Source organism: Citrobacter sp. Cf118, from assembly GCF_030334095.1.
In the GTDB taxonomy this organism is placed as follows: domain Bacteria; phylum Pseudomonadota; class Gammaproteobacteria; order Enterobacterales; family Enterobacteriaceae; genus Citrobacter; species Citrobacter freundii.
In genome coordinates, this window is the sequence record NZ_JAOWES010000049.1 from 63,113 (window position 1) to 83,983 (window position 20,871).

Annotated in this window: 20 protein-coding genes; 17 read left to right on the plus strand and 3 right to left on the minus strand. The window is 52.9% G+C overall.

Annotation, left to right across the window (positions count from 1 at the left end; translation table 11 throughout):
* Nucleotides 1–45 precede the first annotated feature (45 nt).
* From udp to tatD, 9 genes are all read left to right on the plus strand, one after another.
* Nucleotides 46–807, plus strand: coding sequence for a uridine phosphorylase (udp, locus tag OGX67_RS01465; RefSeq protein WP_057064426.1), 762 nt, complete (start codon nucleotides 46–48; stop codon nucleotides 805–807).
* 140 nt (nucleotides 808–947) lie between these two features.
* Nucleotides 948–2,378, plus strand: coding sequence for a DNA recombination protein RmuC (gene rmuC, locus OGX67_RS01470; protein ID WP_257651972.1), 1,431 nt, complete (start codon nucleotides 948–950; stop codon nucleotides 2,376–2,378).
* A 94-nt stretch (nucleotides 2,379–2,472) separates the two neighbouring features.
* On the plus strand, nucleotides 2,473–3,228 hold the full coding sequence (gene ubiE, locus OGX67_RS01475) for a bifunctional demethylmenaquinone methyltransferase/2-methoxy-6-polyprenyl-1,4-benzoquinol methylase UbiE (protein ID WP_003017897.1): 756 nt from the start codon (nucleotides 2,473–2,475) through the stop codon (nucleotides 3,226–3,228).
* Between the two features lie 13 nt (nucleotides 3,229–3,241).
* Nucleotides 3,242–3,847 carry a ubiquinone biosynthesis protein UbiJ gene (ubiJ, locus tag OGX67_RS01480; protein WP_003844641.1) on the plus strand — a complete coding sequence of 202 codons (606 nt, stop codon included), beginning with the start codon at nucleotides 3,242–3,244 and terminating at the stop codon, nucleotides 3,845–3,847.
* A complete protein-coding gene (ubiB, locus tag OGX67_RS01485) occupies nucleotides 3,844–5,484 on the plus strand; it encodes a ubiquinone biosynthesis regulatory protein kinase UbiB (RefSeq protein WP_003841233.1) in 1,641 nt (546 codons plus the stop codon). The genes ubiJ and ubiB overlap by 4 nt, the downstream gene beginning before the upstream one ends.
* 78 nt (nucleotides 5,485–5,562) lie before the next feature.
* On the plus strand, nucleotides 5,563–5,817 hold the full coding sequence (gene tatA, locus OGX67_RS01490; RefSeq protein ID WP_003017888.1) for a Sec-independent protein translocase subunit TatA: 255 nt from the start codon (nucleotides 5,563–5,565) through the stop codon (nucleotides 5,815–5,817).
* 3 nt (nucleotides 5,818–5,820) lie between these two features.
* Nucleotides 5,821–6,369: a Sec-independent protein translocase protein TatB gene (gene tatB, locus OGX67_RS01495; RefSeq protein WP_071696836.1), complete on the plus strand. Its 549-nt coding sequence runs from the start codon at nucleotides 5,821–5,823 to the stop codon at nucleotides 6,367–6,369.
* 2 nt (nucleotides 6,370–6,371) lie between these two features.
* Nucleotides 6,372–7,163: a Sec-independent protein translocase subunit TatC gene (gene tatC, locus OGX67_RS01500; RefSeq protein WP_003017884.1), complete on the plus strand. Its 792-nt coding sequence runs from the start codon at nucleotides 6,372–6,374 to the stop codon at nucleotides 7,161–7,163.
* Between the two features lie 41 nt (nucleotides 7,164–7,204).
* Nucleotides 7,205–7,987, plus strand: coding sequence for a 3'-5' ssDNA/RNA exonuclease TatD (gene tatD, locus OGX67_RS01505; protein WP_003017882.1), 783 nt, complete (start codon nucleotides 7,205–7,207; stop codon nucleotides 7,985–7,987).
* Between the two features lie 5 nt (nucleotides 7,988–7,992).
* On the opposite strand, the gene rfaH is transcribed toward tatD, so the two are convergent.
* A complete protein-coding gene (rfaH, locus tag OGX67_RS01510) occupies nucleotides 7,993–8,481 on the minus strand; it encodes a transcription/translation regulatory transformer protein RfaH (RefSeq protein ID WP_003017881.1) in 489 nt (162 codons plus the stop codon).
* Between the two features lie 204 nt (nucleotides 8,482–8,685).
* Here rfaH and ubiD point away from each other — a divergent pair, with 204 nt between their 5' ends.
* The 4 genes from ubiD to OGX67_RS01530 all read left to right on the plus strand — a co-directional run bounded on the left by ubiD (nucleotide 8,686) and on the right by OGX67_RS01530 (nucleotide 13,050).
* Complete coding sequence (ubiD, locus tag OGX67_RS01515; protein ID WP_003844649.1) at nucleotides 8,686–10,179, plus strand: 4-hydroxy-3-polyprenylbenzoate decarboxylase; 1,494 nt, start codon at nucleotides 8,686–8,688, stop codon at nucleotides 10,177–10,179.
* Nucleotides 10,180–10,219: 40 nt separating this feature from the next.
* On the plus strand, nucleotides 10,220–10,921 hold the full coding sequence (gene fre / locus OGX67_RS01520; RefSeq protein WP_003017873.1) for an NAD(P)H-flavin reductase: 702 nt from the start codon (nucleotides 10,220–10,222) through the stop codon (nucleotides 10,919–10,921).
* Between the two features lie 226 nt (nucleotides 10,922–11,147).
* The gene (locus OGX67_RS01525) at nucleotides 11,148–12,062 is read left to right on the plus strand and encodes an ROK family protein (RefSeq protein ID WP_086504716.1); all 915 of its coding nucleotides are present in this window, start codon (nucleotides 11,148–11,150) and stop codon (nucleotides 12,060–12,062) included.
* Nucleotides 12,063–12,069: 7 nt separating this feature from the next.
* The gene (locus tag OGX67_RS01530) at nucleotides 12,070–13,050 is read left to right on the plus strand and encodes a LacI family DNA-binding transcriptional regulator (protein WP_071696838.1); all 981 of its coding nucleotides are present in this window, start codon (nucleotides 12,070–12,072) and stop codon (nucleotides 13,048–13,050) included.
* Between the two features lie 178 nt (nucleotides 13,051–13,228).
* Here the strand turns inward: OGX67_RS01530 and fadA are convergent, their stop codons facing one another.
* Complete coding sequence (fadA, locus tag OGX67_RS01535) at nucleotides 13,229–14,392, minus strand: acetyl-CoA C-acyltransferase FadA (RefSeq protein ID WP_003017858.1); 1,164 nt, start codon at nucleotides 14,390–14,392, stop codon at nucleotides 13,229–13,231.
* 9 nt (nucleotides 14,393–14,401) lie between these two features.
* Nucleotides 14,402–16,591 (minus strand): fatty acid oxidation complex subunit alpha FadB, encoded by a 2,190-nt coding sequence (gene fadB, locus OGX67_RS01540; protein ID WP_003017855.1) that lies wholly within the window; start codon nucleotides 16,589–16,591, stop codon nucleotides 14,402–14,404.
* 189 nt (nucleotides 16,592–16,780) lie between these two features.
* Between fadB and pepQ the strand changes: the two genes are divergently transcribed.
* Genes pepQ through hemG form a run of 4 tightly spaced genes read left to right on the plus strand, consistent with a single transcriptional unit; the run spans nucleotide 16,781 to nucleotide 20,773 of the window.
* Nucleotides 16,781–18,112 (plus strand): Xaa-Pro dipeptidase, encoded by a 1,332-nt coding sequence (pepQ, locus tag OGX67_RS01545; protein WP_257651970.1) that lies wholly within the window; start codon nucleotides 16,781–16,783, stop codon nucleotides 18,110–18,112.
* Nucleotides 18,112–18,726, plus strand: coding sequence for an IMPACT family protein (locus OGX67_RS01550; RefSeq protein WP_060683029.1), 615 nt, complete (start codon nucleotides 18,112–18,114; stop codon nucleotides 18,724–18,726). Before pepQ ends, OGX67_RS01550 begins: the two co-directional genes overlap by 1 nt.
* 38 nt (nucleotides 18,727–18,764) lie before the next feature.
* Nucleotides 18,765–20,216, plus strand: coding sequence for a Trk system potassium transporter TrkH (trkH, locus tag OGX67_RS01555; RefSeq protein ID WP_003017848.1), 1,452 nt, complete (start codon nucleotides 18,765–18,767; stop codon nucleotides 20,214–20,216).
* A gap of 11 nt (nucleotides 20,217–20,227) precedes the next feature.
* Entirely contained in the window at nucleotides 20,228–20,773 is a 546-nt protein-coding gene (gene hemG / locus OGX67_RS01560) for a menaquinone-dependent protoporphyrinogen IX dehydrogenase (RefSeq protein WP_086550646.1), read from the plus strand.
* The last annotated feature ends 98 nt before the right edge of the window (nucleotides 20,774–20,871 follow it).

Here is a 20,871-nt window from a genome sequence, read left to right on the forward strand (position 1 = left end):
GTGTTTTTGCTTCTTCTGACAAAACCGATTCACAGAGGAGTTTTTATGTCTAAGTCTGATGTTTTTCATCTCGGCCTCACTAAGAGCGACTTACAAGGGGCTACGCTTGCTATCGTCCCTGGCGACCCGGAGCGTGTGGAAAAGATCGCCGCGCTGATGGATAAGCCGGTTAAGCTGGCATCTCATCGCGAGTTCACTACCTGGCGTGCTGAGCTGGATGGTAAAGCCGTGATCGTTTGCTCTACCGGTATCGGCGGCCCGTCAACCTCTATTGCCGTAGAAGAACTGGCACAGCTGGGCATTCGTACCTTCCTGCGCATCGGTACGACTGGCGCTATCCAGCCGCATATCAACGTGGGCGATGTCCTGGTCACCACGGCGTCTGTCCGTCTGGACGGCGCAAGCCTGCACTTCGCGCCAATGGAGTTCCCGGCCGTTGCGGACTTCGAGTGCACCACCGCGCTGGTGGAAGCGGCGAAATCTATCGGCGCCACTACCCACATTGGCGTTACCGCGTCTTCTGACACCTTCTACCCGGGCCAGGAACGTTACGACACCTTCTCTGGTCGCGTCGTGAGCCGTTTCAAAGGCTCGATGGAAGAGTGGCAGTCTATGGGCGTTATGAACTACGAAATGGAATCTGCCACGCTGCTGACCATGTGCGCAAGCCAGGGTCTGCGTGCCGGTATGGTCGCGGGTGTTATCGTGAACCGTACTCAGCAAGAGATCCCTAATGCGGAAACGATGAAACAAACAGAAAGCCATGCGGTAAAAATCGTGGTGGAAGCTGCGCGTCGTTTACTGTAATTCTCCCGTCTATTCAAAAAGGCCGACGCGTTCGGCCTTTTTATTTTGCGTAGTACCTCGCAGGAAATTCCTTTTAAACTGGACGTTTATACAGCACAATTCTATTTTGTGCGGGTAAGTCGTTGCTGTAAGGGGGCGTTGTGGATATTTCAATTATGATGAGTGCCATGCTGGCGTTAGCCGCAGGGCTGCTGGTTGGGTGGCTGGCAACAAAAGCACACGCCGACAGGATCCGTGCCGATCTCATCGAAGAACGACGTGAACTGGATATCGCGCTAAGTGCCGCCCGGCAACAACTCTCACAGGAAGCCCACTGGCGTGATGAGTGCGAACTGCTTAATAACGAATTGCGCAGCCTGCACAGTATCAACACCTCTCTGGAAGCTGATCTCCGTGAAGTCACTACCCGGCTGGAAGCAACGCAACAGCATGCGGAAGATAAGATCCGTCAGATGATCAACAGCGAACAGCGCCTGAGCGAGCAGTTTGAAAATCTGGCGAACCGTATATTCGAGCACAGCAATCGCCGCGTAGATGAGCAAAATCGCCAAAGCCTGAACAGCCTGCTGGCACCGCTTCGCGAACAACTGGACGGTTTTCGACGCCAGGTTCAGGACAGCTTTGGTAAAGAGGCACAGGAACGTCATACTCTGGCGCACGAAATTCGTAATCTCCAGCAGCTGAATGCGCAGATGGCACAGGAAGCGGTAAACCTGACGCGGGCATTAAAAGGTGATAACAAAACGCAGGGGAACTGGGGCGAGGTGGTACTCACGCGGGTGCTTGAGGCTTCTGGTCTGCGCGAAGGCTATGAATACGAAACCCAGGTCAGCATCGAAAACGACGCCCGTTCGCGGATGCAGCCAGATGTTATTGTCCGATTACCGCAGGGCAAAGATGTGGTGATTGATGCGAAAATGACGCTGGTCGCCTATGAACGCTATTTTAACGCTGAAGATGAATTCACCCGTGAGAGCGCGTTGCAGGAGCACATCGCCTCGGTGCGCAACCACATTCGTCTGCTGGGCCGCAAAGACTATCAGCAGCTTCCGGGGCTGCGTACGCTTGACTATGTGCTGATGTTTATCCCCGTTGAGCCCGCTTTTTTGCTGGCGCTCGACAGACAGCCTGAACTGATTACCGAAGCGCTTAGAAATAACATTATGCTGGTGAGCCCTACCACGCTGTTGGTGGCATTGCGCACGATCGCCAACCTGTGGCGCTACGAGCATCAGAGTCGTAATGCGCAACAAATTGCCGATCGGGCCAGCAAACTTTATGACAAGATGCGGTTGTTTGTGGATGATATGTCGGCAATAGGTCAAAGCCTGGACAAAGCCCAGGACAACTACCGACAGGCGATGAAAAAACTCTCTTCAGGCCGTGGAAACGTCCTGTCGCAGGCAGAAGCGTTTCGCAGTTTAGGGGTGGAAATTAAGCGTGAGATTAATCCTGAGCTGGCTGAACAAGCCACTACGCAGGATGAAGAGTACCGTTTGCGCTCGGTCCCTGAGACGCAACAAGATGCGTCTTACCCTGATGGTGAAGCGGTAAATCAGCAATCAAACTAGTCCATTTGGGGTAGTTGAACCCGGCAGAAGGGTAGGGCAAATTGGCCCAATCTGTTACACTTCTCGAACATTTTTTGAATGAGCAGGCACTGAGATGGTGGATAATTCACAAGAAACGACGCACTTTGGCTTTCAGACCGTCGCTAAAGAGCAGAAAGCTGACATGGTGGCCCACGTTTTTCATTCTGTGGCCTCTAAATATGACGTTATGAATGACTTAATGTCATTCGGCATTCATCGTTTGTGGAAGCGCTTCACCATTGACTGCAGTGGCGTGCGTCGCGGGCAAACCGTTCTCGATTTAGCAGGCGGTACCGGCGATCTGACGGCGAAATTCTCTCGCATGGTAGGCGAAACCGGCAAAGTTGTGCTGGCGGATATCAATGACTCAATGCTCAAAATGGGTCGCGAAAAGCTGCGCAATATTGGTGTGGTGGGTAACGTTGAGTACGTTCAGGCGAATGCGGAAGCACTACCTTTCCCTGACAACACGTTTGACTGCATCACCATCTCTTTCGGTCTGCGCAACGTTACGGATAAAGACAAAGCATTACGCTCCATGTACCGCGTATTGAAGCCGGGCGGACGTCTACTGGTGCTGGAATTCTCCAAGCCGATTATCGAACCGTTGAGCAAAGCCTACGACGCGTACTCTTTCCATGTTCTGCCGCGTATAGGTTCAATGGTAGCAAGCGATGCGGACAGCTACCGCTATCTGGCGGAATCCATCCGCATGCATCCCGATCAGGACACCTTAAAAGCAATGATGCAAGATGCCGGGTTCGAAAGCGTTGATTACTACAACCTGACAGCAGGTGTCGTTGCGCTGCATCGTGGTTACAAGTTCTGACAGGAGAGTGGGGATGCCTTTAAAACCCTTAGTGACCGCAGGCGTTGAAAATCTGCTCAACACCTTTCTGTACCGCTCTCCTGCGCTCAAGTCAGCCAGAACGCGTTTACAGGGCAAAGTGCTACGTGTTGATCTCAAAGGATTTTCAACATCGTTAGTCCTGGTGTTTAGTGAGCGCCAGGTCGATGTGCTGGGGGCGTGGGAAGGCGAAGCCGATTGCACCGTAATCACATATGCCAGTGTGTTACCGAAATTGCGTGACAGACAGCAACTCACCACGCTTATCCGCAGCGGTGAACTGGAAGTCCAGGGTGATATCCAGGTAGTACAGAACTTTGTTGTGCTGGCCGATCTGGCGGAGTTGGATCCTGCAGAACTGTTAGCACCCTATACCGGCGATGTCGTCGCGGAAGGGGTCAGCAAAGTCTTGCGTGGTGGAGCGAAGTTCCTGTGCCATAACTTTCAGCGCCAGCAGCGCTATGTCGCCGAAGCGATCACCGAAGAGTGGCGCATGGCTCCTGGCCCACTAGAGGTTGCATGGTTTGCTGAAGAAACGGCAGCCGTTGAGCGCGCGGTTGAATCTCTGGCCAAACGGCTGGAAAAACTGGAGGCCAAATGACGCCAGGTGAAGTACGGCGCCTTTATTTCATCATTCGCACTTTTTTAAGCTACGGTCTTGATGAACTCATCCCCAAAATGCGAATCACGCTGCCGCTTCGGTTGTGGCGTTACTCGTTGTTCTGGATGCCTAACCGACATAAAGACAAACCGCTGGGAGAAAGGCTGAGACTGGCTTTACAGGAACTCGGCCCGGTGTGGATCAAGTTTGGGCAGATGCTCTCCACCCGTCGTGACCTTTTCCCTCCGCACATCGCCGATCAGCTTGCGCTATTGCAGGATCGTGTTGCCCCGTTTGATGGGCTTAGAGCGAAAAAACAAATCGAAGAGGCCATGGGCGGGCTGCCCGTCGAGGAATGGTTTGATGATTTTGAAATCACGCCGCTGGCATCTGCGTCTGTTGCTCAGGTTCACACTGCGCGATTGAAATCGAATGGCAAAGAGGTGGTGATCAAAGTTATTCGCCCGGACATACTGCCGGTCATCAAAGCGGATTTAAAACTGATCTACCGCCTGGCTCGTTGGGTTCCTCGTCTGCTGCCAGATGGGCGTCGCCTGCGACCAACAGAAGTCGTCCGTGAATATGAAAAAACGTTGATTGATGAGCTAAATCTGCTGCGCGAATCGGCGAACGCCATTCAGCTACGACGTAATTTTGAAGATAGCCCGATGCTGTACATCCCGGAAGTGTATTCCGACTATTGCAGTCAGAACATGATGGTGATGGAGCGCATTTACGGTATCCCGGTTTCAGATGTCACCACGCTTGAGAAGAACGGCACCAATATGAAGTTGCTGGCTGAACGTGGTGTTCAGGTCTTCTTTACTCAGGTTTTCCGCGACAGCTTTTTCCATGCGGACATGCACCCCGGGAACATTTTTGTCAGTTATGAGCACCCTGAAAACCCGAAATACATTGGTATTGATTGTGGGATTGTGGGCTCTTTAAACAAAGAAGATAAGCGTTACCTGGCTGAAAACTTCATTGCGTTCTTTAACCGCGATTACCGCAAAGTTGCTGAACTGCACGTGGATTCTGGTTGGGTTCCACCGGATACCAACGTAGAAGAGTTTGAATTTGCCATTCGTACCGTATGCGAGCCGATTTTTGAAAAACCGCTGGCGGAGATTTCCTTTGGTCATGTGCTGTTGAATTTGTTCAACACTGCGCGCCGCTTCAATATGGAAGTCCAGCCTCAACTGGTATTGCTACAGAAGACGCTGCTGTACGTTGAGGGTGTCGGACGACAGCTCTACCCGCAATTAGATTTGTGGAAAACGGCTAAGCCATTCCTCGAATCCTGGATTAAAGATCAGGTCGGTATTCCGGCGCTCGTTAGGGCATTTAAAGAAAAAGCACCGTTCTGGGTCGAAAAAATGCCAGAAATACCTGAACTGGTGTATGACAGTTTGCGCCAGGGCAAATATTTACAGCACAGTGTTGATAAGATTGCCCGCGAGCTTCACGCGAATCATGTACGCCAGGGACAATCCCGTTATTTATTGGGCATTGGCGCAACATTGTTGCTAAGTGGAACATTCCTGCTGGTAAGCCGCCCTGAGTGGGGGCTTATGCCGGGCTGGTTGATGGCAGGCGGTGTCTTAGCCTGGTTAATCGGCTGGCGCAAAATGCGCTGAATTTTTCATCGCCCAAGGCAGGCCGTGTAACGTATACTACGGCCTTATTAATTCATCATCTATGACAGAGGAACATGTATGGGTGGTATCAGTATTTGGCAGTTGTTGATCATTGCCGTCATCGTTGTACTGCTATTTGGCACCAAGAAACTCGGCTCCATCGGTTCCGATCTTGGCGCATCGATTAAAGGCTTCAAAAAAGCGATGGGTGATGATGAGCCTAAGCAAGATAAAACCAGCCAGGACGCTGATTTTACAGCTAAATCTATCACCGATAAGCAGGGCGAAGTGAAAAAGGAAGACGCCAAAAGCCAAGATAAAGAGCAGGTATAATCCGTGTTTGATATCGGTTTTAGCGAACTGTTATTGGTGTTCGTGATCGGCCTCATCGTCCTGGGGCCGCAACGATTACCCGTAGCGGTAAAAACGGTGGCTGGCTGGGTGCGTGCTTTACGTTCCCTGGCAACTACTGTTCAGAATGAACTGACCCAGGAGCTTAAGCTTCAGGAGTTTCAGGACAGTCTGAAGAAAGTAGAGAAAGCGAGCCTGACAAATCTGACCCCGGAGCTGAAAGCGTCAATGGATGAGCTGCGTGAAGCGGCGGAATCGATGAAGCGTTCATACAGCGTGCACGATCCTGAGAAAGCGAGCGATGAAGCGCACACTATCCATAATCCGGTGGTGAAAGAAGGTGAAGCGCAGCGAGAAGGGGTCACCCCTGCCGCCGCTGAAAATCAGGCCAGTTCGCCGGAGCAAAAACCGGAATCCACGGGTGCTAAAACGCCAGAGCCGACGGAAAACGCTTCCGCCACGTTGATGGATGCAGAAAAGAAAGCTGCCGCACCTGTTGTCGAATCCTCATCCTCGTCGAGTGATAAACCGTAAACATGTCTGTAGAAGATACCCAACCGCTCATCACGCATCTTATTGAGCTGCGTAAGCGACTCCTGAACTGCATTATTGCGGTAATCGTGATCTTTCTGGCGTTGGTTTATTTTGCCAACGACATTTACCATATGGTTGCAGCGCCGCTGATTAAACAGATGCCGCAGGGCGCAACGATGATCGCCACCGATGTGGCTTCGCCGTTCTTTACGCCAATCAAGTTGACCTTCATGGTGTCGCTGATCCTGTCAGCGCCAGTGATCCTCTACCAGGTATGGGCATTCATTGCGCCTGCTTTGTACAAACATGAACGTCGCCTGGTTGTGCCGCTGCTGGTCTCCAGTTCGTTGCTGTTCTACATCGGCATGGCATTCGCCTATTTTGTCGTCTTCCCGTTGGCGTTTGGTTTTCTGGCTAACACGGCTCCGCAAGGCGTGCAGGTATCAACGGACATTGCCAGCTATCTCAGCTTTGTAATGGCGCTATTTATGGCTTTCGGTGTCTCTTTTGAGGTCCCTGTCGCCATTGTGCTGCTATGCTGGATGGGCATTACGACGCCAGACGATTTACGTAAGAAACGACCTTACGTTGTGGTGGGAGCATTCGTCGTCGGGATGTTACTGACCCCGCCAGATGTCTTCTCGCAAACGTTGTTGGCGATACCGATGTACTGCCTGTTTGAAGTGGGCGTTTTCTTCTCTCGTTTCTATGTCGGCAAGCGACGTACGCGAGATGAGGACAACGAGGCTGAAGAAGCAAAAGAAGCCGAAGCCACCGAGAAAACAGAAGAGTAAATTCAACCGCCCGTCAGGGCGGTTGTCATATGGGAGGTAGCATGTTTGACATTGGCGTTAATTTAACCAGTTCACAATTTGCAAAAGACAGGGATGATGTTGTGGCGCGCGCCTTTGCTGCGGGCGTAAACGGTATGCTTCTGACCGGAACAAACCTGCACGAAAGCCAGCAGGCGCTAAAGTTGGCACAGCATTATCCGCATTGCTGGTCCACGGCTGGCGTGCACCCGCATGACAGCAGCCAATGGCAGTCCTCAACGGAAGACGAGATTATCGCGCTGGCAAACCAGTCTGAGGTGGTCGCTATTGGCGAGTGCGGTCTGGATTTCAATCGCAATTTCTCCACGCCGCAGGAGCAGGAACGTGCTTTTGAGGCGCAGCTGCGCATTGCTGCTGAACTGCAGATGCCGATTTTCATGCATTGTCGGGATGCCCACGAGCGTTTTCTGACGTTGCTGGAGCCGTGGCTGGATAGCCTCCCAGGCGCGGTGCTGCACTGTTTTACCGGAACGCGACAGGAGATGCAGGACTGCGTGGACCGGGGACTCTATATCGGTATCACCGGCTGGGTCTGTGATGAGCGCCGGGGGATGGAACTGCGGGAACTGCTGCCGTTTATTCCGGTGGAAAGGCTGCTGATTGAAACCGATGCGCCTTACCTACTCCCTCGCGACTTAACGCCTAAACCGACGTCACGGCGCAATGAACCGGCGCACCTGCCACATATTCTTGAGCGTATTGCCCACTGGCGCGGTGAAAATCCTCAATGGCTGTCAGCAACCATTGATGCTAACGTCCGAACGCTGTTCGAAGTGACCTTCTAAACGGCTTAAATTTTCCGAAAGCCGGTATTTTTCACGCTCTGCTTAACCTCTTTATTCAACAGGTTAAGCAGTAGCATGGAACGCGCTTCGCCATCCGGTTCGGTGAAGATCGCTTTTAGCCCCTCAAACGCCCCTTCAGTAATAATCACGCTGTCCCCTGGCTGAGGAGTTTGCGGGTCAACAATTCCTTCAGGCTTGTAGATAGAAAGCTGGTGAATAACGGGAGAAGGAACTGTCGCAGGCGTCGCGCCAAAACGGACGAAATGGCTGACACCACGCGTGGCATTGATAGTGGTGGTGTGGATCACTTCCGGGTCGAACTCGACAAACATGTAATTAGGGAATAGTGGTTCACTGACTGTGGTACGTTTACCGCGCACTATTTTTTCCAGGGTGATCATAGGCGTCAGGCAGTTCACCGCCTGTCTTTCCAGGTGTTCCTGGGCTCGCTGAAGTTGCCCACGTTTGCAGTACAGTAAATACCAGGATTGCATAATAACTCTTATCCGCTTGTTCTGAGCGCCAGCATAGCAAAAGCCATGCGTTAAGTTAATTATACCCGCCTCAACGCAGGCTGAAACCCAATGGGTATATACTCCCAGGGCTTATATGTATCGCCAGAGTTCACGCTAATTTAACAAAAATACAGCATCACAATGATGAACGCCGTATAATGAAGCGCTTACGAAGAGGCCACAATGGACGCCATGAAATATCACGATTTACGCGACTTCCTGACGCTGCTTGAACAGCAGGGCGAGCTCAAACGCATTTCGCTTGAGGTAGATCCCCACCTGGAAATTACTGAAATTGCCGATCGCACTCTGCGTGCCGGTGGGCCTGCCTTACTGTTTGAGAATCCGAAAGGCTATTCAATGCCGGTGCTGTGTAACCTGTTTGGCACACCAAAGCGTGTTGCGATGGGGATGGGACAAGAAGATGTCTCGGCGCTACGAGAAGTCGGTAAACTGTTGGCGTTTTTGAAAGAGCCAGAGCCACCGAAAGGATTCCGCGATCTGTTTGATAAGCTGCCGCAGTTTAAGCAGGTGTTGAACATGCCGACTAAGCGGTTGCGTGGTGCGCCTTGTCAGCAAAAAATCTACTCAGGCGATGACGTTGATTTAAACCGCATTCCGATTATGACCTGCTGGCCGGAAGATGCCGCGCCGCTGATTACCTGGGGACTCACCGTCACGCGTGGTCCGCATAAAGAGCGGCAGAATCTGGGCATCTATCGCCAGCAGCTGATTGGTAAAAACAAGCTTATTATGCGCTGGTTGTCCCATCGCGGCGGCGCGCTTGATTATCAGGAGTGGTGCGCGGCGCATCCTGGTGAACGTTTCCCGGTTTCAGTGGCGTTGGGGGCAGATCCTGCGACCATTCTGGGGGCCGTGACGCCCGTTCCTGATACATTATCCGAGTATGCATTTGCCGGGCTGTTGCGCGGTACCAAGACCGAAGTGGTCAAATGTATTTCCAACGACCTGGAAGTGCCTGCCAGCGCAGAAATCGTATTGGAAGGGTACATCGAACCGGGCGAGCTGGCTCCAGAAGGGCCCTATGGCGATCATACCGGCTACTACAACGAAGTAGATAATTTCCCGGTCTTTACCGTCACCCACATTACCCAGCGTGAAGATGCTATTTATCACTCTACCTATACCGGACGTCCGCCTGATGAGCCAGCAGTGCTCGGCGTGGCGCTGAACGAAGTATTCGTTCCTATTCTGCAAAAGCAGTTCCCGGAAATCGTCGATTTTTACCTGCCTCCGGAAGGCTGTTCATATCGTCTGGCCGTGGTGACGATGAAAAAACAGTACGCAGGCCATGCCAAACGCGTCATGATGGGTGTTTGGTCGTTTTTGCGCCAGTTCATGTACACCAAATTTGTTATTGTCTGCGATGATGACGTTAACGCGCGCGACTGGAATGATGTAATTTGGGCTATTACTACCCGTATGGACCCCGCCCGGGATACGGTACTGGTAGAGAATACGCCAATTGATTACCTGGACTTTGCCTCGCCGGTTTCCGGCCTTGGTTCAAAAATGGGGCTGGATGCCACAAATAAATGGCCGGGCGAAACCCAACGCGAATGGGGACGTCCAATTAAAAAAGATCCTGAAGTGACTGCGCGTATTGACGCAATTTGGGATGAACTGGCCATCTTTAATGACGGCAAAAGCGCCTGAGGCGCGATCGTTTTGCCTATTGATCCGACAGAGAGAGCGCATGACAACCTTAAGCTGTAAAGTGACCTCGGTAGAAGCTATAACTGACACCGTATATCGCGTTCGTTTAGTGCCAGACGCGGCGTTTTCCTTTCGTGCTGGCCAGTATTTAATGGTCGTGATGGACGAAAGGGATAAGCGTCCGTTCTCCATGGCATCAACGCCGGACGAGCAAGGATTCATTGAGCTGCACGTTGGCGCCTCTGAGCTAAATCTTTACGCCATGGCCGTGATGGACCGTATTCTGAAAGACCGGGAAATCAAGGTCGATATTCCGCATGGCGAAGCCTGGCTGCGTGATGAAGACGAGCGCCCGCTGATCCTGATTGCCGGAGGTACAGGATTCTCTTACGTGCGTTCTATTCTGCTTACCGCGCTGGCACGCAATCCCAACCGCGATATCACGATTTACTGGGGCGGGCGCGAAGAGAAGCATCTCTACGATCTCTCAGAGCTGGAAGCATTGTCGGTGAATCACCCGAACCTGCGTGTTGAGCCGGTGGTAGAGCAGCCTGAAGACGGCTGGCGTGGTCGTACGGGAACCGTGTTAACGGCAGTATTGCAGGATTACGGTACTCTGGCGGAACACGATATCTACATTGCTGGTCGTTTTGAGATGGCAAAAATCGCGCGCGACCTGTTCTGTAATGAGCGTCAGGCACGTGAAGATCGCCTGTTTGGCGACGCGTTCGCGTTCATTTAAGCGCTGTGCGCCGGAGTCCTTCCGGCGCATCCATCACCAACCTTACTTCTTCTAACAGGGTGCAAGCCCGGTCTCACAACTTCTCTTTTCAGAACATTTTTAGTAAACATGTTTTTCCTATCTATTAACCATAAAACTGATTTTTGTGACGGGTCTCATTTTGTTTAGTAAACAAAATAGGCAAGCTGTATCGCATCACATTGCTGGACATCAACGAGGGAAAACCATGAGGCTCGGACTGGATATCGGCGGGACTAAAATTGAAGCGGTGGTGATTGATAACGCGGGTGAAATTGTTTACCGCGAGCGATGTGCGACACCAAAGCAGAGTTACGGTGATTTTTTCCAGGCCGTGACGGAGATGATTTCTAAGGCCAGACTGGCCGTTAATCAGTCTTTATCGGTTGGTGTTGGAGTGCCTGGCGCGGTGGATAGCGAAGGTTTGATTAAGAATTCGAACATCCTGGTGTTGAATCAGCAGGCTTTTGCTCAAGACCTTGAGCGAGCGTTAGGAATACCCGTGCCTGTTACTAATGATGCCAACTGCTTTACCCTGTCGGAAGCGATGGACGGTAGCGGAAACGGGCATAGCGTGGTATTTGGCGTGATCCTCGGTACCGGTTGCGGCGGTGGACTATGCATCGATAACCGTTTGATCTCTGGGCCTAACGCCTGTGCAGGAGAGTGGGGACATAATGCATTGCCGCGCTACCACGAATCTCGGGATGGGGCTGAAGTGACATGCTATTGCGGACAGGTGAACTGTATTGAGAGCTTTATTTCCGGCAGCGGCCTGGAGCGTCAGTATATGAATCACACCGCGCAACATGCAGGTGTGCCACATATTATGCAACGGGTAGAATCGGGTGATGCAGATGCCTGTTTGTTATGGGAACGCTATTGCGATCAGCTGGCGCGCGCGTTGGCGGGGGTGGTGAATACGCTCGATCCCGATGTTATCGTGCTGGGCGGTGGGGTATCCAATATCACTTTACTGTACTCAGGCTTGCAGGCGCGAGTGGCGCAGTACGTATTTGGTAAACAGTGCCGTACGCCGATCGTTCAGGCCCGACACGGTGACAGCAGCGGCGTACGCGGCGCGGCCTGGCTGGGGGCGCAAAAGGCCAGCGTAAATCAATGAGAGTGACATGACGAAACCTGTACGTATCAGGGACATTGCCGAAGCTTGTGGTGTCTCGGTTGGCGCGGTTTCCCGCGCCTTGAAAGGGCAGCCAGGGCTACGTGAAGATACCCGGCTGCGCATTATTTCTGTGGCGCAGCAGCAGGGTTATGATTTTTCTCGCCTGCGTGCAGACAAGATCAAACGCGTCCTGTTTTTGCTGCACCGCCAGCACAATATCAGCCGGGCATTGCCGTTTTATTCTCAACTGCTGCTGGGGATAGAAGATAACTGTCGTGACCATGGTATTGCGCTGAGCTTTCTCTCCATTGGTCCAGGCGATGCAGTGAGTGAGCAGGTGATGTTGCACCAGCCTGATGCGCTGATCTGCGCGGGATTTTTTGAGCCTGAATTACTTGGCTTGCTGCAACAGATGAAACTGCCGTTGGTGCTGGTGGATCTCTGGGCGCCGGGCCTGCCTTGCGTGAACCCGGACAATACCCAGGGCGGTTATCTGGCCACGCAACATCTGATTGCGCAAGGGCGCAGCCGTATCGCTTTTCTTGCCAGTTCGCTTGCGCACTACAGCATCCGTCAGCGCGAGAAGGGCTACCGTCAGGCATTGTATGAAGCCCGTTTGCTGATGCCGCCAGAGTATGAAGCCATTGCGCCGCCACTGCTGGATACCGAGCAATCTTTGGTGGAGGCGATTAATGAATTGCTCAGTCTGCCAGAGCCGCCCGACGCTATTTTTGCCTATAACGACGCGGCAGCGCTGGTTGTTCAACGGGTGTGTGCGCAGCAGGGTATACGTATCCCGGAAGATCTTGCGTTGGTGGGGTTTGATGATATTGATGCTGCGGCCTGGTCACATCCACCACTCACCACCATTGCGGTTGATAAACAACAATTGGGGCGTGAAGCGCTGCGTTTATTGCTGGAAGAAAATCAGGAAGAGAATCTGCTGTTGCCGGTGCAGTTAGTGGTGCGTGGTAGTTCATGGAAATAAAAAACCCGCCCCTGACAGGCGGGAAGAACGGCAACTAAACCTTTCCCCGTCATAATTCACACTGCCTCTTTGTTGGCTGCCTTTGCTCACCCCGGTCACATAGTTATCTATGCTCCCGGGGATTCGCTCAGTTGCCGCCGCGATGCAGCGCGAATTATTTAGGGGAATTTATCTTTGATTAAACTCGCTCAAATACAGTTGCGATGCCCTGGCCTAACCCGATACACATCGTCGCCAGACCAAACTGCACGTCTTTACGTTCCATCAGGTTGAGCAGGGTGGTGCTGATACGTGCCCCGGAGCATCCCAGTGGGTGGCCCAGAGCGATCGCGCCGCCGTTGAGGTTGATCTTCTCGTCTATCTGCTCCATCAGTCCCAGATCTTTAATGCACGGCAGGATCTGAGCGGCAAAGGCTTCGTTCATCTCAAACAAGCCGATGTCGCTGGTGGAGAGTCCCGCTTTTTTCAGCGCCAGCTTTGAGGCTGGAACCGGACCGTAACCCATGATTGACGGGTCGCAGCCAACAACAGCCATCGAACGAATACGGGCACGTGGCGTCAGACCCAGTTCACGGGCGCGACTTTCACTCATGACCAGCATCGCCGCTGCGCCGTCGGAGAGCGCGGAGGAGGTACCGGCAGTGACCGTTCCACTAACCGGATCGAACGCCGGGCGCAGGGTGGAGAGCGCTTCAACGGTTGTCTCCGGGCGGATAACCTCATCGTAGTTAAACTGCTTCAGCACGCCGTCGGCATCATGACCGCCGGTCGGGATGATTTCGTTTTTAAATGCGCCAGACTGTGTTGCAGCCCAGGCGCGAGCATGTGAACGTGCGGCGAAAGCATCCTGCATTTCACGGCTGATGCCGTGCATGCGGGAGAGCATTTCTGCGGTCAGACCCATCATCCCCGCCGCTTTTGCTACGTTGCGGCTCATGCCCGGATGGAAATCAACGCCGTGGCTCATTGGTACATGACCCATATGCTCCACGCCACCAATCAGGCACGCCTGAGCATCGCCGGTCATGATCATACGTGCCGCGTCGTGCAGCGCCTGCATTGATGAACCGCACAGGCGGTTCACGGTGACCGCCGGAACGGAGTGCGGAATTTCCGCCAGCAGCGCGGCGTTACGGGCGATGTTGAAACCCTGCTCCAGCGTTTGCTGCACACAGCCCCAGTAAATGTCATCCAGCGCGGTTGGATCCAGTGCCGGATTACGCGCCAGCAGGCTACGCATTAAGTGTGCGGAGAGATCTTCTGCCCGCACGTTACGAAACGCCCCCCCTTTTGAACGGCCCATCGGGGTACGGATCGCATCAACAATTACAACCTGTTCCATTGTGACTCCTTAAGCCGTTTTCAGGCTGCCAACCGGGCGGGCAGGCTCAACCTGGGGATAATACGGTTCGTTATGGCGCGCCTTATCACGCAGACCAGCCGGAACTTCATACAGCGCTCCGAGGTGCTGATACTGCTGGGCCATATCGAGATACTTCGCGCTGCCGAGCGTATCCAGCCAGCGGAACGCGCCGCCGTGGAACGGAGGGAAGCCCAGGCCATACACCAGTGCCATATCGGCTTCTGCCGGGCTGGCTATAATGCCTTCTTCCAGGCACCGTACCACTTCGTTGACCATTGGGATCATCATGCGAGCGATAATCTCTTCATCACTGAATTCGCGTTTCGGCTGGCTGACTTCTGCCAGCAGATCATCAACGGTGGCATCCTCTTCTTTTTTCGGCTTGCCCTTGTTGTCTTCTTTATAACGCCAGAATCCAAGACCGTTTTTCTGTCCGAAACGGTTAGCATCAAACAGGGCGTCTATCGCGTCGCGATAATCTTTCTGCATACGCTGAGGGAAGCCTGCGGACATCACTGCCTGCGCGTGATGTGCGGTATCAATTCCCACCACGTCCAGCAGATAAGCCGGGCCCATCGGCCAGCCAAACTGTTTTTCCATGACTTTATCGACTTTGCGGAAATCCGCCCCATCGCGCAGCAGCTGGCTGAAACCGGCAAAATACGGGAACAGCACGCGGTTCACGAAGAAACCGGGGCAGTCGTTGACCACAATTGGCGTTTTGCCCATCTGGCTTGCCCATGCGACAACTTTGGCGATGGTTTCATCCGAGCTTTTCTCGCCGCGAATGATCTCAACCAGTGGCATGCGGTGTACTGGGTTAAAGAAGTGCATCCCACAGAAGTTTTCCGGGCGCTTGAGCGCGCTGGCCAGCTCGTTGATTGGGATGGTCGAGGTATTCGACGCCAGTACGGTGTCCGGGCGTACCTGATCTTCGGTTTCCGCCAGTACCGCTTTTTTCACTTTCGGGTTTTCCACGACCGCTTCAACCACCACGTCCACACGCTCAAAACCGCTATAGTCGAGGGTTGGATGAATAGTGGAAATCACGCCCGCCATTTTCAGACCGTCAATTTTGCCGCGCTCAAGCTGTTTGTTCAGTAGTTTGGCCGCTTCGGTCATGCCCAGCGTTAATGATTTGTCGTTGATATCTTTCATGACAACCGGCACGCCTTTCCAGGCTGACTGGTAAGCGATGCCGCCGCCCATAATGCCTGCACCCAGCACTGCCGCTTGCTTTGGTGCTTCAATATTTTTGGTGAGCTTTTTGGCTTTGGCTTTCACGAACTGATCGTTAAGGAAGATCCCAACCAGCGCGCGAGCTTCACTGGTGTGCGCCAGTGGCACAAAGCTTTTATTTTCCAGATTCAGCGCTTCTTCACGGCCAAAACGAGCCGCTGCTTCAATAGTTTTTACCGCGGTAATCGGTGCGGGATAATGCTTACCTGCCGTCTGTGCCACCATGCCTTTGGCGATGGTAAAGCTCATAGCCGCTTCAATTTTGCTGAGTTTCAACGGCTCCAGTTTCGGCTGACGTTTGGCTTTCCAGTCGAGGTCGCCGTTAATCGCCTGACGTAATACCGCGATCGCGCCATCAAGCAGTTTGTCTTGCTTCACTACGCCATCGACCAGACCGATTTTTAGCGCCTGCTCAGCACCAACGTCTTTACCTGCCGCAATAATTTCCAGAGCGCTGTCCGCACCCAGCATACGTGGCATACGCACAGAGCCGCCAAAGCCCGGCATAATGCCCAGCTTGGTTTCCGGCAGGCCAATGCGCAGGTCCGGCGTTGCCAGACGATAATCGGTTGCCAGGACACACTCGCAGCCACCGCCCAACGCATAACCATTTACCGCTGAGAGGGTCGGAACAGGTAGATCTTCGAGGCGGTTAAAGACGCTGTTGGCAAAATGCAGCCACTGACTCAGTTGCTCTTCAGGCACGAGAAACAGTGAAAGGAATTCGGTGATATCGGCACCAACAATAAAGGCTGCTTTGTTAGAGCGCAGAAGCAGCCCTTTTAAATTCGGTTGTTTTTCCAGCACATCAAGCGCATGGCCCAGGCTGGCAACGGTGGCCGTGTCGAGTTTATTGACCGAACCAGGGGCATCGAACACCAGTTCGGCGATGCCATCTTCCAGCCAGTCGAGGTACAGGGTGTCGCCTTTGTAAAGCATGTCAGTCTCCTGAATCCGCAAGGTGATCTGGTCATACCAGATGAATCGAAGTGTGTGTTTTATGTTAATAAAATGCAAATGAATGATTAAAGAAATGACGATTCGATCACGCTCGGCAGAAATCACGCACTCACAAAGCGATGTGCTAAGATGCGGAGACTTGAGGTCAAAAAAACAGAAGGGTAGAAAATGGAATCACTGGCCGCACTCTATAAAAATCATATCGTTACCTTACAAGAACGGACGCGCGACGCGCTGGAGCGCTTCAAGCTGGATGCGTTACTTATTCACTCAGGCGAACTTGTTAACGTCTTTCTCGACGATCATCCGTACCCGTTTAAGGTCAATCCGCAATTCAAAGCCTGGGTGCCTGTCACGCAGGTTCCTAACTGCTGGTTGCTGGTGGATGGCGTAAACAAGCCGAAACTGTGGTTCTACCTGCCGGTCGATTACTGGCACAACGTTGAGCCGCTGCCTACCTCTTTCTGGACGGAAGAAATCGAGATCATCGCGCTGCCGAAAGCGGATGGTATCGGTAGCCAACTGCCAGTTGCTCGCGGCAATATCGGTTACATTGGCCCGGTTCCGGAACGTGCCCTGCAACTGGACATCGCGGCCAGCAACATCAACCCGAAAGGGGTGATTGACTACCTGCATTATTACCGTGCCTATAAAACGGACTACGAACTGGCCTGTATGCGCGAAGCGCAGAAAATGGCGGTAAATGGACACCGTGCAGCAGAAGAAGCGTTCCGTTCCGGAATGAGCGAGTTTGACATCAACCTCGCTTACCTGACTGCCACCGGTCACCGCGACACCGACGTGCCATACAGCAATATCGTGGCGCTTAACGAGCATGCTTCTGTTCTTCATTACACCAAGCTGGATCATCAGGCGCCGTCTGAAATCCGCAGCTTCCTGCTCGACGCTGGCGCGGAATACAACGGCTATGCGGCAGACCTGACGCGAACCTGGTCGGCGAAAAGCGACAACGACTATGCGCATCTGGTGAAAGACGTTAACGACGAAGAGCTGGCGCTGATTGCCACCATGAAAGCAGGTACCAGCTACGTGGATTACCACATTCAGTTCCATCAGCGCATCGCGAAGCTGCTGCGTAAGCATCAAATCATCACCGATATGAGTGAAGAGGCGATGGTAGAAAACGATCTTACCGGGCCGTTTATGCCACACGGCATTGGTCACCCGCTGGGCCTGCAGGTACATGATGTCGCTGGCTTTATGCAGGATGACAGTGGTACCCATCTGGCCGCGCCGTCGAAGTATCCTTACCTGCGTTGCACCCGCGTATTGCAACCGGGCATGGTTCTGACCATCGAACCGGGCATTTACTTCATTGAATCTCTGCTGGCGCCATGGCGTGAAGGGCAGTTCAGCAAACACTTCAACTGGCAGAAAATTGAAGCCCTGAAACCGTTCGGCGGTATTCGTATTGAAGACAACGTGGTGGTCCACGAAAACAATATCGAAAACATGACGCGGGATTTGAAACTGGCGTAATGGACAGTTGGTTAATCCCTGCGGCGCCGGTTAGCGTCGTCGAAGAGATCAAAAAAAGCCGCTTCATTACGCTGCTCGCCCATACGGACGGCGTTGAAGCGGCAAAAGCGTTTGTTGAGTCAGTCAAAGCGGAACACCCGGACGCCCGCCACCATTGCGTGGCATGGGTGGCGGGTGCGCCCAATGACTCGCAGCTGCTGGGATTTTCAGACGATGGCGAACCGGCGGGTACGGCAGGTAAACCGATGCTCGCACAACTGATGGGGAGCGGTGTCGGTGAGATTACCGCTGTAGTCGTGCGCTACTACGGCGGTATCCTTCTCGGTACTGGAGGGTTGGTAAAAGCCTACGGCGGCGGTGTGAATCAGGCGTTGCGCCAGTTAACGACACAGCGCAAGACGCCATTAACCGAATATACTTTGCAGTGTGAGTACGGTCAGCTGGCAGGCATTGAAGCCTTGCTGGGGCAGTTTGACGGTAAAGTCGTTGCCAGTGATTACCAGGCTTTTGTTCGACTCAGGGTGGCGCTTCCTTTTGCCAAAGTGGATGAGTTTTCGGCAAAACTGGCGGATTTTAGTCGTGGTTCATTGCAATTGTTAGCGATTGAAGAATAATCCCCACCTCATTTTAAAGAACTAAGGAAGCGGCAGAGATGCATTTTCGCGCCATCACCCGAATCGTTGGACTACTGGTCATCTTATTCTCGGGGACAATGATTATCCCTGGACTGGTAGCGCTCATCTACCGTGACGGGGCAGGGCGTGCATTCACCCAAACTTTCTTCGTTGCTTTGGCGATCGGCTCCATGCTGTGGTGGCCAAACCGTAAAGAGAAGGGCGAGCTGAAATCGCGCGAAGGATTTCTGATTGTCGTTTTGTTCTGGACCGTTCTGGGCAGCGTGGGTGCGCTACCGTTCATCTTTGCGGAAAGCCCTAACCTGACGATAACCGACGCTTTTTTTGAATCCTTTTCCGGATTGACCACTACCGGTGCGACGACGCTGGTGGGGCTGGATTCATTGCCACACGCGATTCTCTTTTATCGCCAGATGCTGCAATGGTTCGGCGGGATGGGGATCATCGTGCTGGCGGTGGCTATCCTGCCTATTCTTGGCGTGGGTGGGATGCAGCTCTATCGGGCAGAAATGCCGGGGCCGCTGAAAGATAATAAGATGCGCCCGCGTATTGCCGAAACGGCGAAAACGCTGTGGCTTATCTATGTATTACTGACGGTGGCGTGCGCGCTGGCGCTATGGTTTGCCGGGATGCCCGCGTTTGACGCCATTGGGCACAGTTTTGCCACGATTGCCATCGGTGGTTTTTCCACACACGATGCCAGCGTGGGGTATTTCGACAGTCCCACGATTAATACGATTATTGCTATCTTCTTGCTGATCTCCGGTTGTAACTATGGTCTGCACTTCTCTTTATTAAGTGGGCGTAGTCTGAAGGTTTACTGGCGCGATCCGGAATTCCGCATGTTCATCGGCGTGCAGTTGACGCTGGTGGCTGTCTGTACGTTGGTGCTGTGGATACACAATACCTATGGCTCGGCGCTCACGACGATCAACCAGGCCTTTTTCCAGGTGGTATCGATGGCGACGACTGCTGGATTTACCACGGACAGTATTGCCCGCTGGCCGCTGTTCCTGCCGGTGCTGCTGCTGTGTTCTGCTTTTATCGGCGGCTGTGCCGGGTCGACGGGGGGGGGCTTGAAGGTGATTCGTATCCTGCTGCTGTTTAAGCAAGGCAACCGCGAATTGAAACGACTGGTTCATCCGAATGCGGTTTACAGTATCAAACTGGGTAACCGTGCGTTGCCGGAGCGAATTCTCGAAGCCGTATGGGGATTCTTCTCTGCCTATGCGTTGGTCTTTATTATCAGTATGCTGGCGATTATTGCGACCGGCGTTGATGACTTCTCCGCGTTTGCCTCCGTTGTGGCAACGTTGAATAACCTGGGGCCTGGACTGGGGGTTGTTGCCGACAACTTTGCCAGTATGAACCCTGTGGCGAAGTGGATCCTGATTGCCAATATGCTGTTTGGTCGTCTGGAGGTCTTTACTCTGCTGGTGCTCTTTACCCCTACCTTCTGGCGTGAATAATGGAGTAACACGTGAAAACACTGATTCTTTTTTCTTCCCGGGACGGACAAACGCGTGAAATCGCTGAATATCTGGCTTCTGAACTCAAAGAGCTGGGCGTTTGGGCAGATGTTGTTAATTTGCATCGTACCGCGGAGCCGGACTGGCAAAATTATGACAGCGTGGTGATTGGCGCCTCGATTCGCTATGGTCATTACCATGCTGCTTTTCAGGAGTTTGTGAAAAAGCATGCCACACGGTTGAATTCGATGCCGAGTGCGTTCTACTCCGTAAACCTCGTTGCCCGTAAACCGGAAAAACGTACGCCGCAAACCAACAGCTATGCGCGTAAGTTCCTGATGAGTTCGCCGTGGCGACCAGATCACAGTGCAGTCATTGCGGGTGCTTTGCTGTATCCCCGCTATCGCTGGTATGACCGCGTTATGATCCAACTGATAATGAAGATGTCAGGCGGTGAAACGGATGCGAATAAAGAAGTGGTGTATACCGATTGGGAACAGGTTGCGAGATTCGCGCGGGAAATAGCCCAATTAACCAACAAAACGTCGTTAAAATAAACGTAAAGAATAAAAAACACGCACTCGGAAGATTATTTTAAATTTCCCCTTGTCAGCCTGAAATAACTCCCTATAATGCGCCTCCACTGACACGGAAC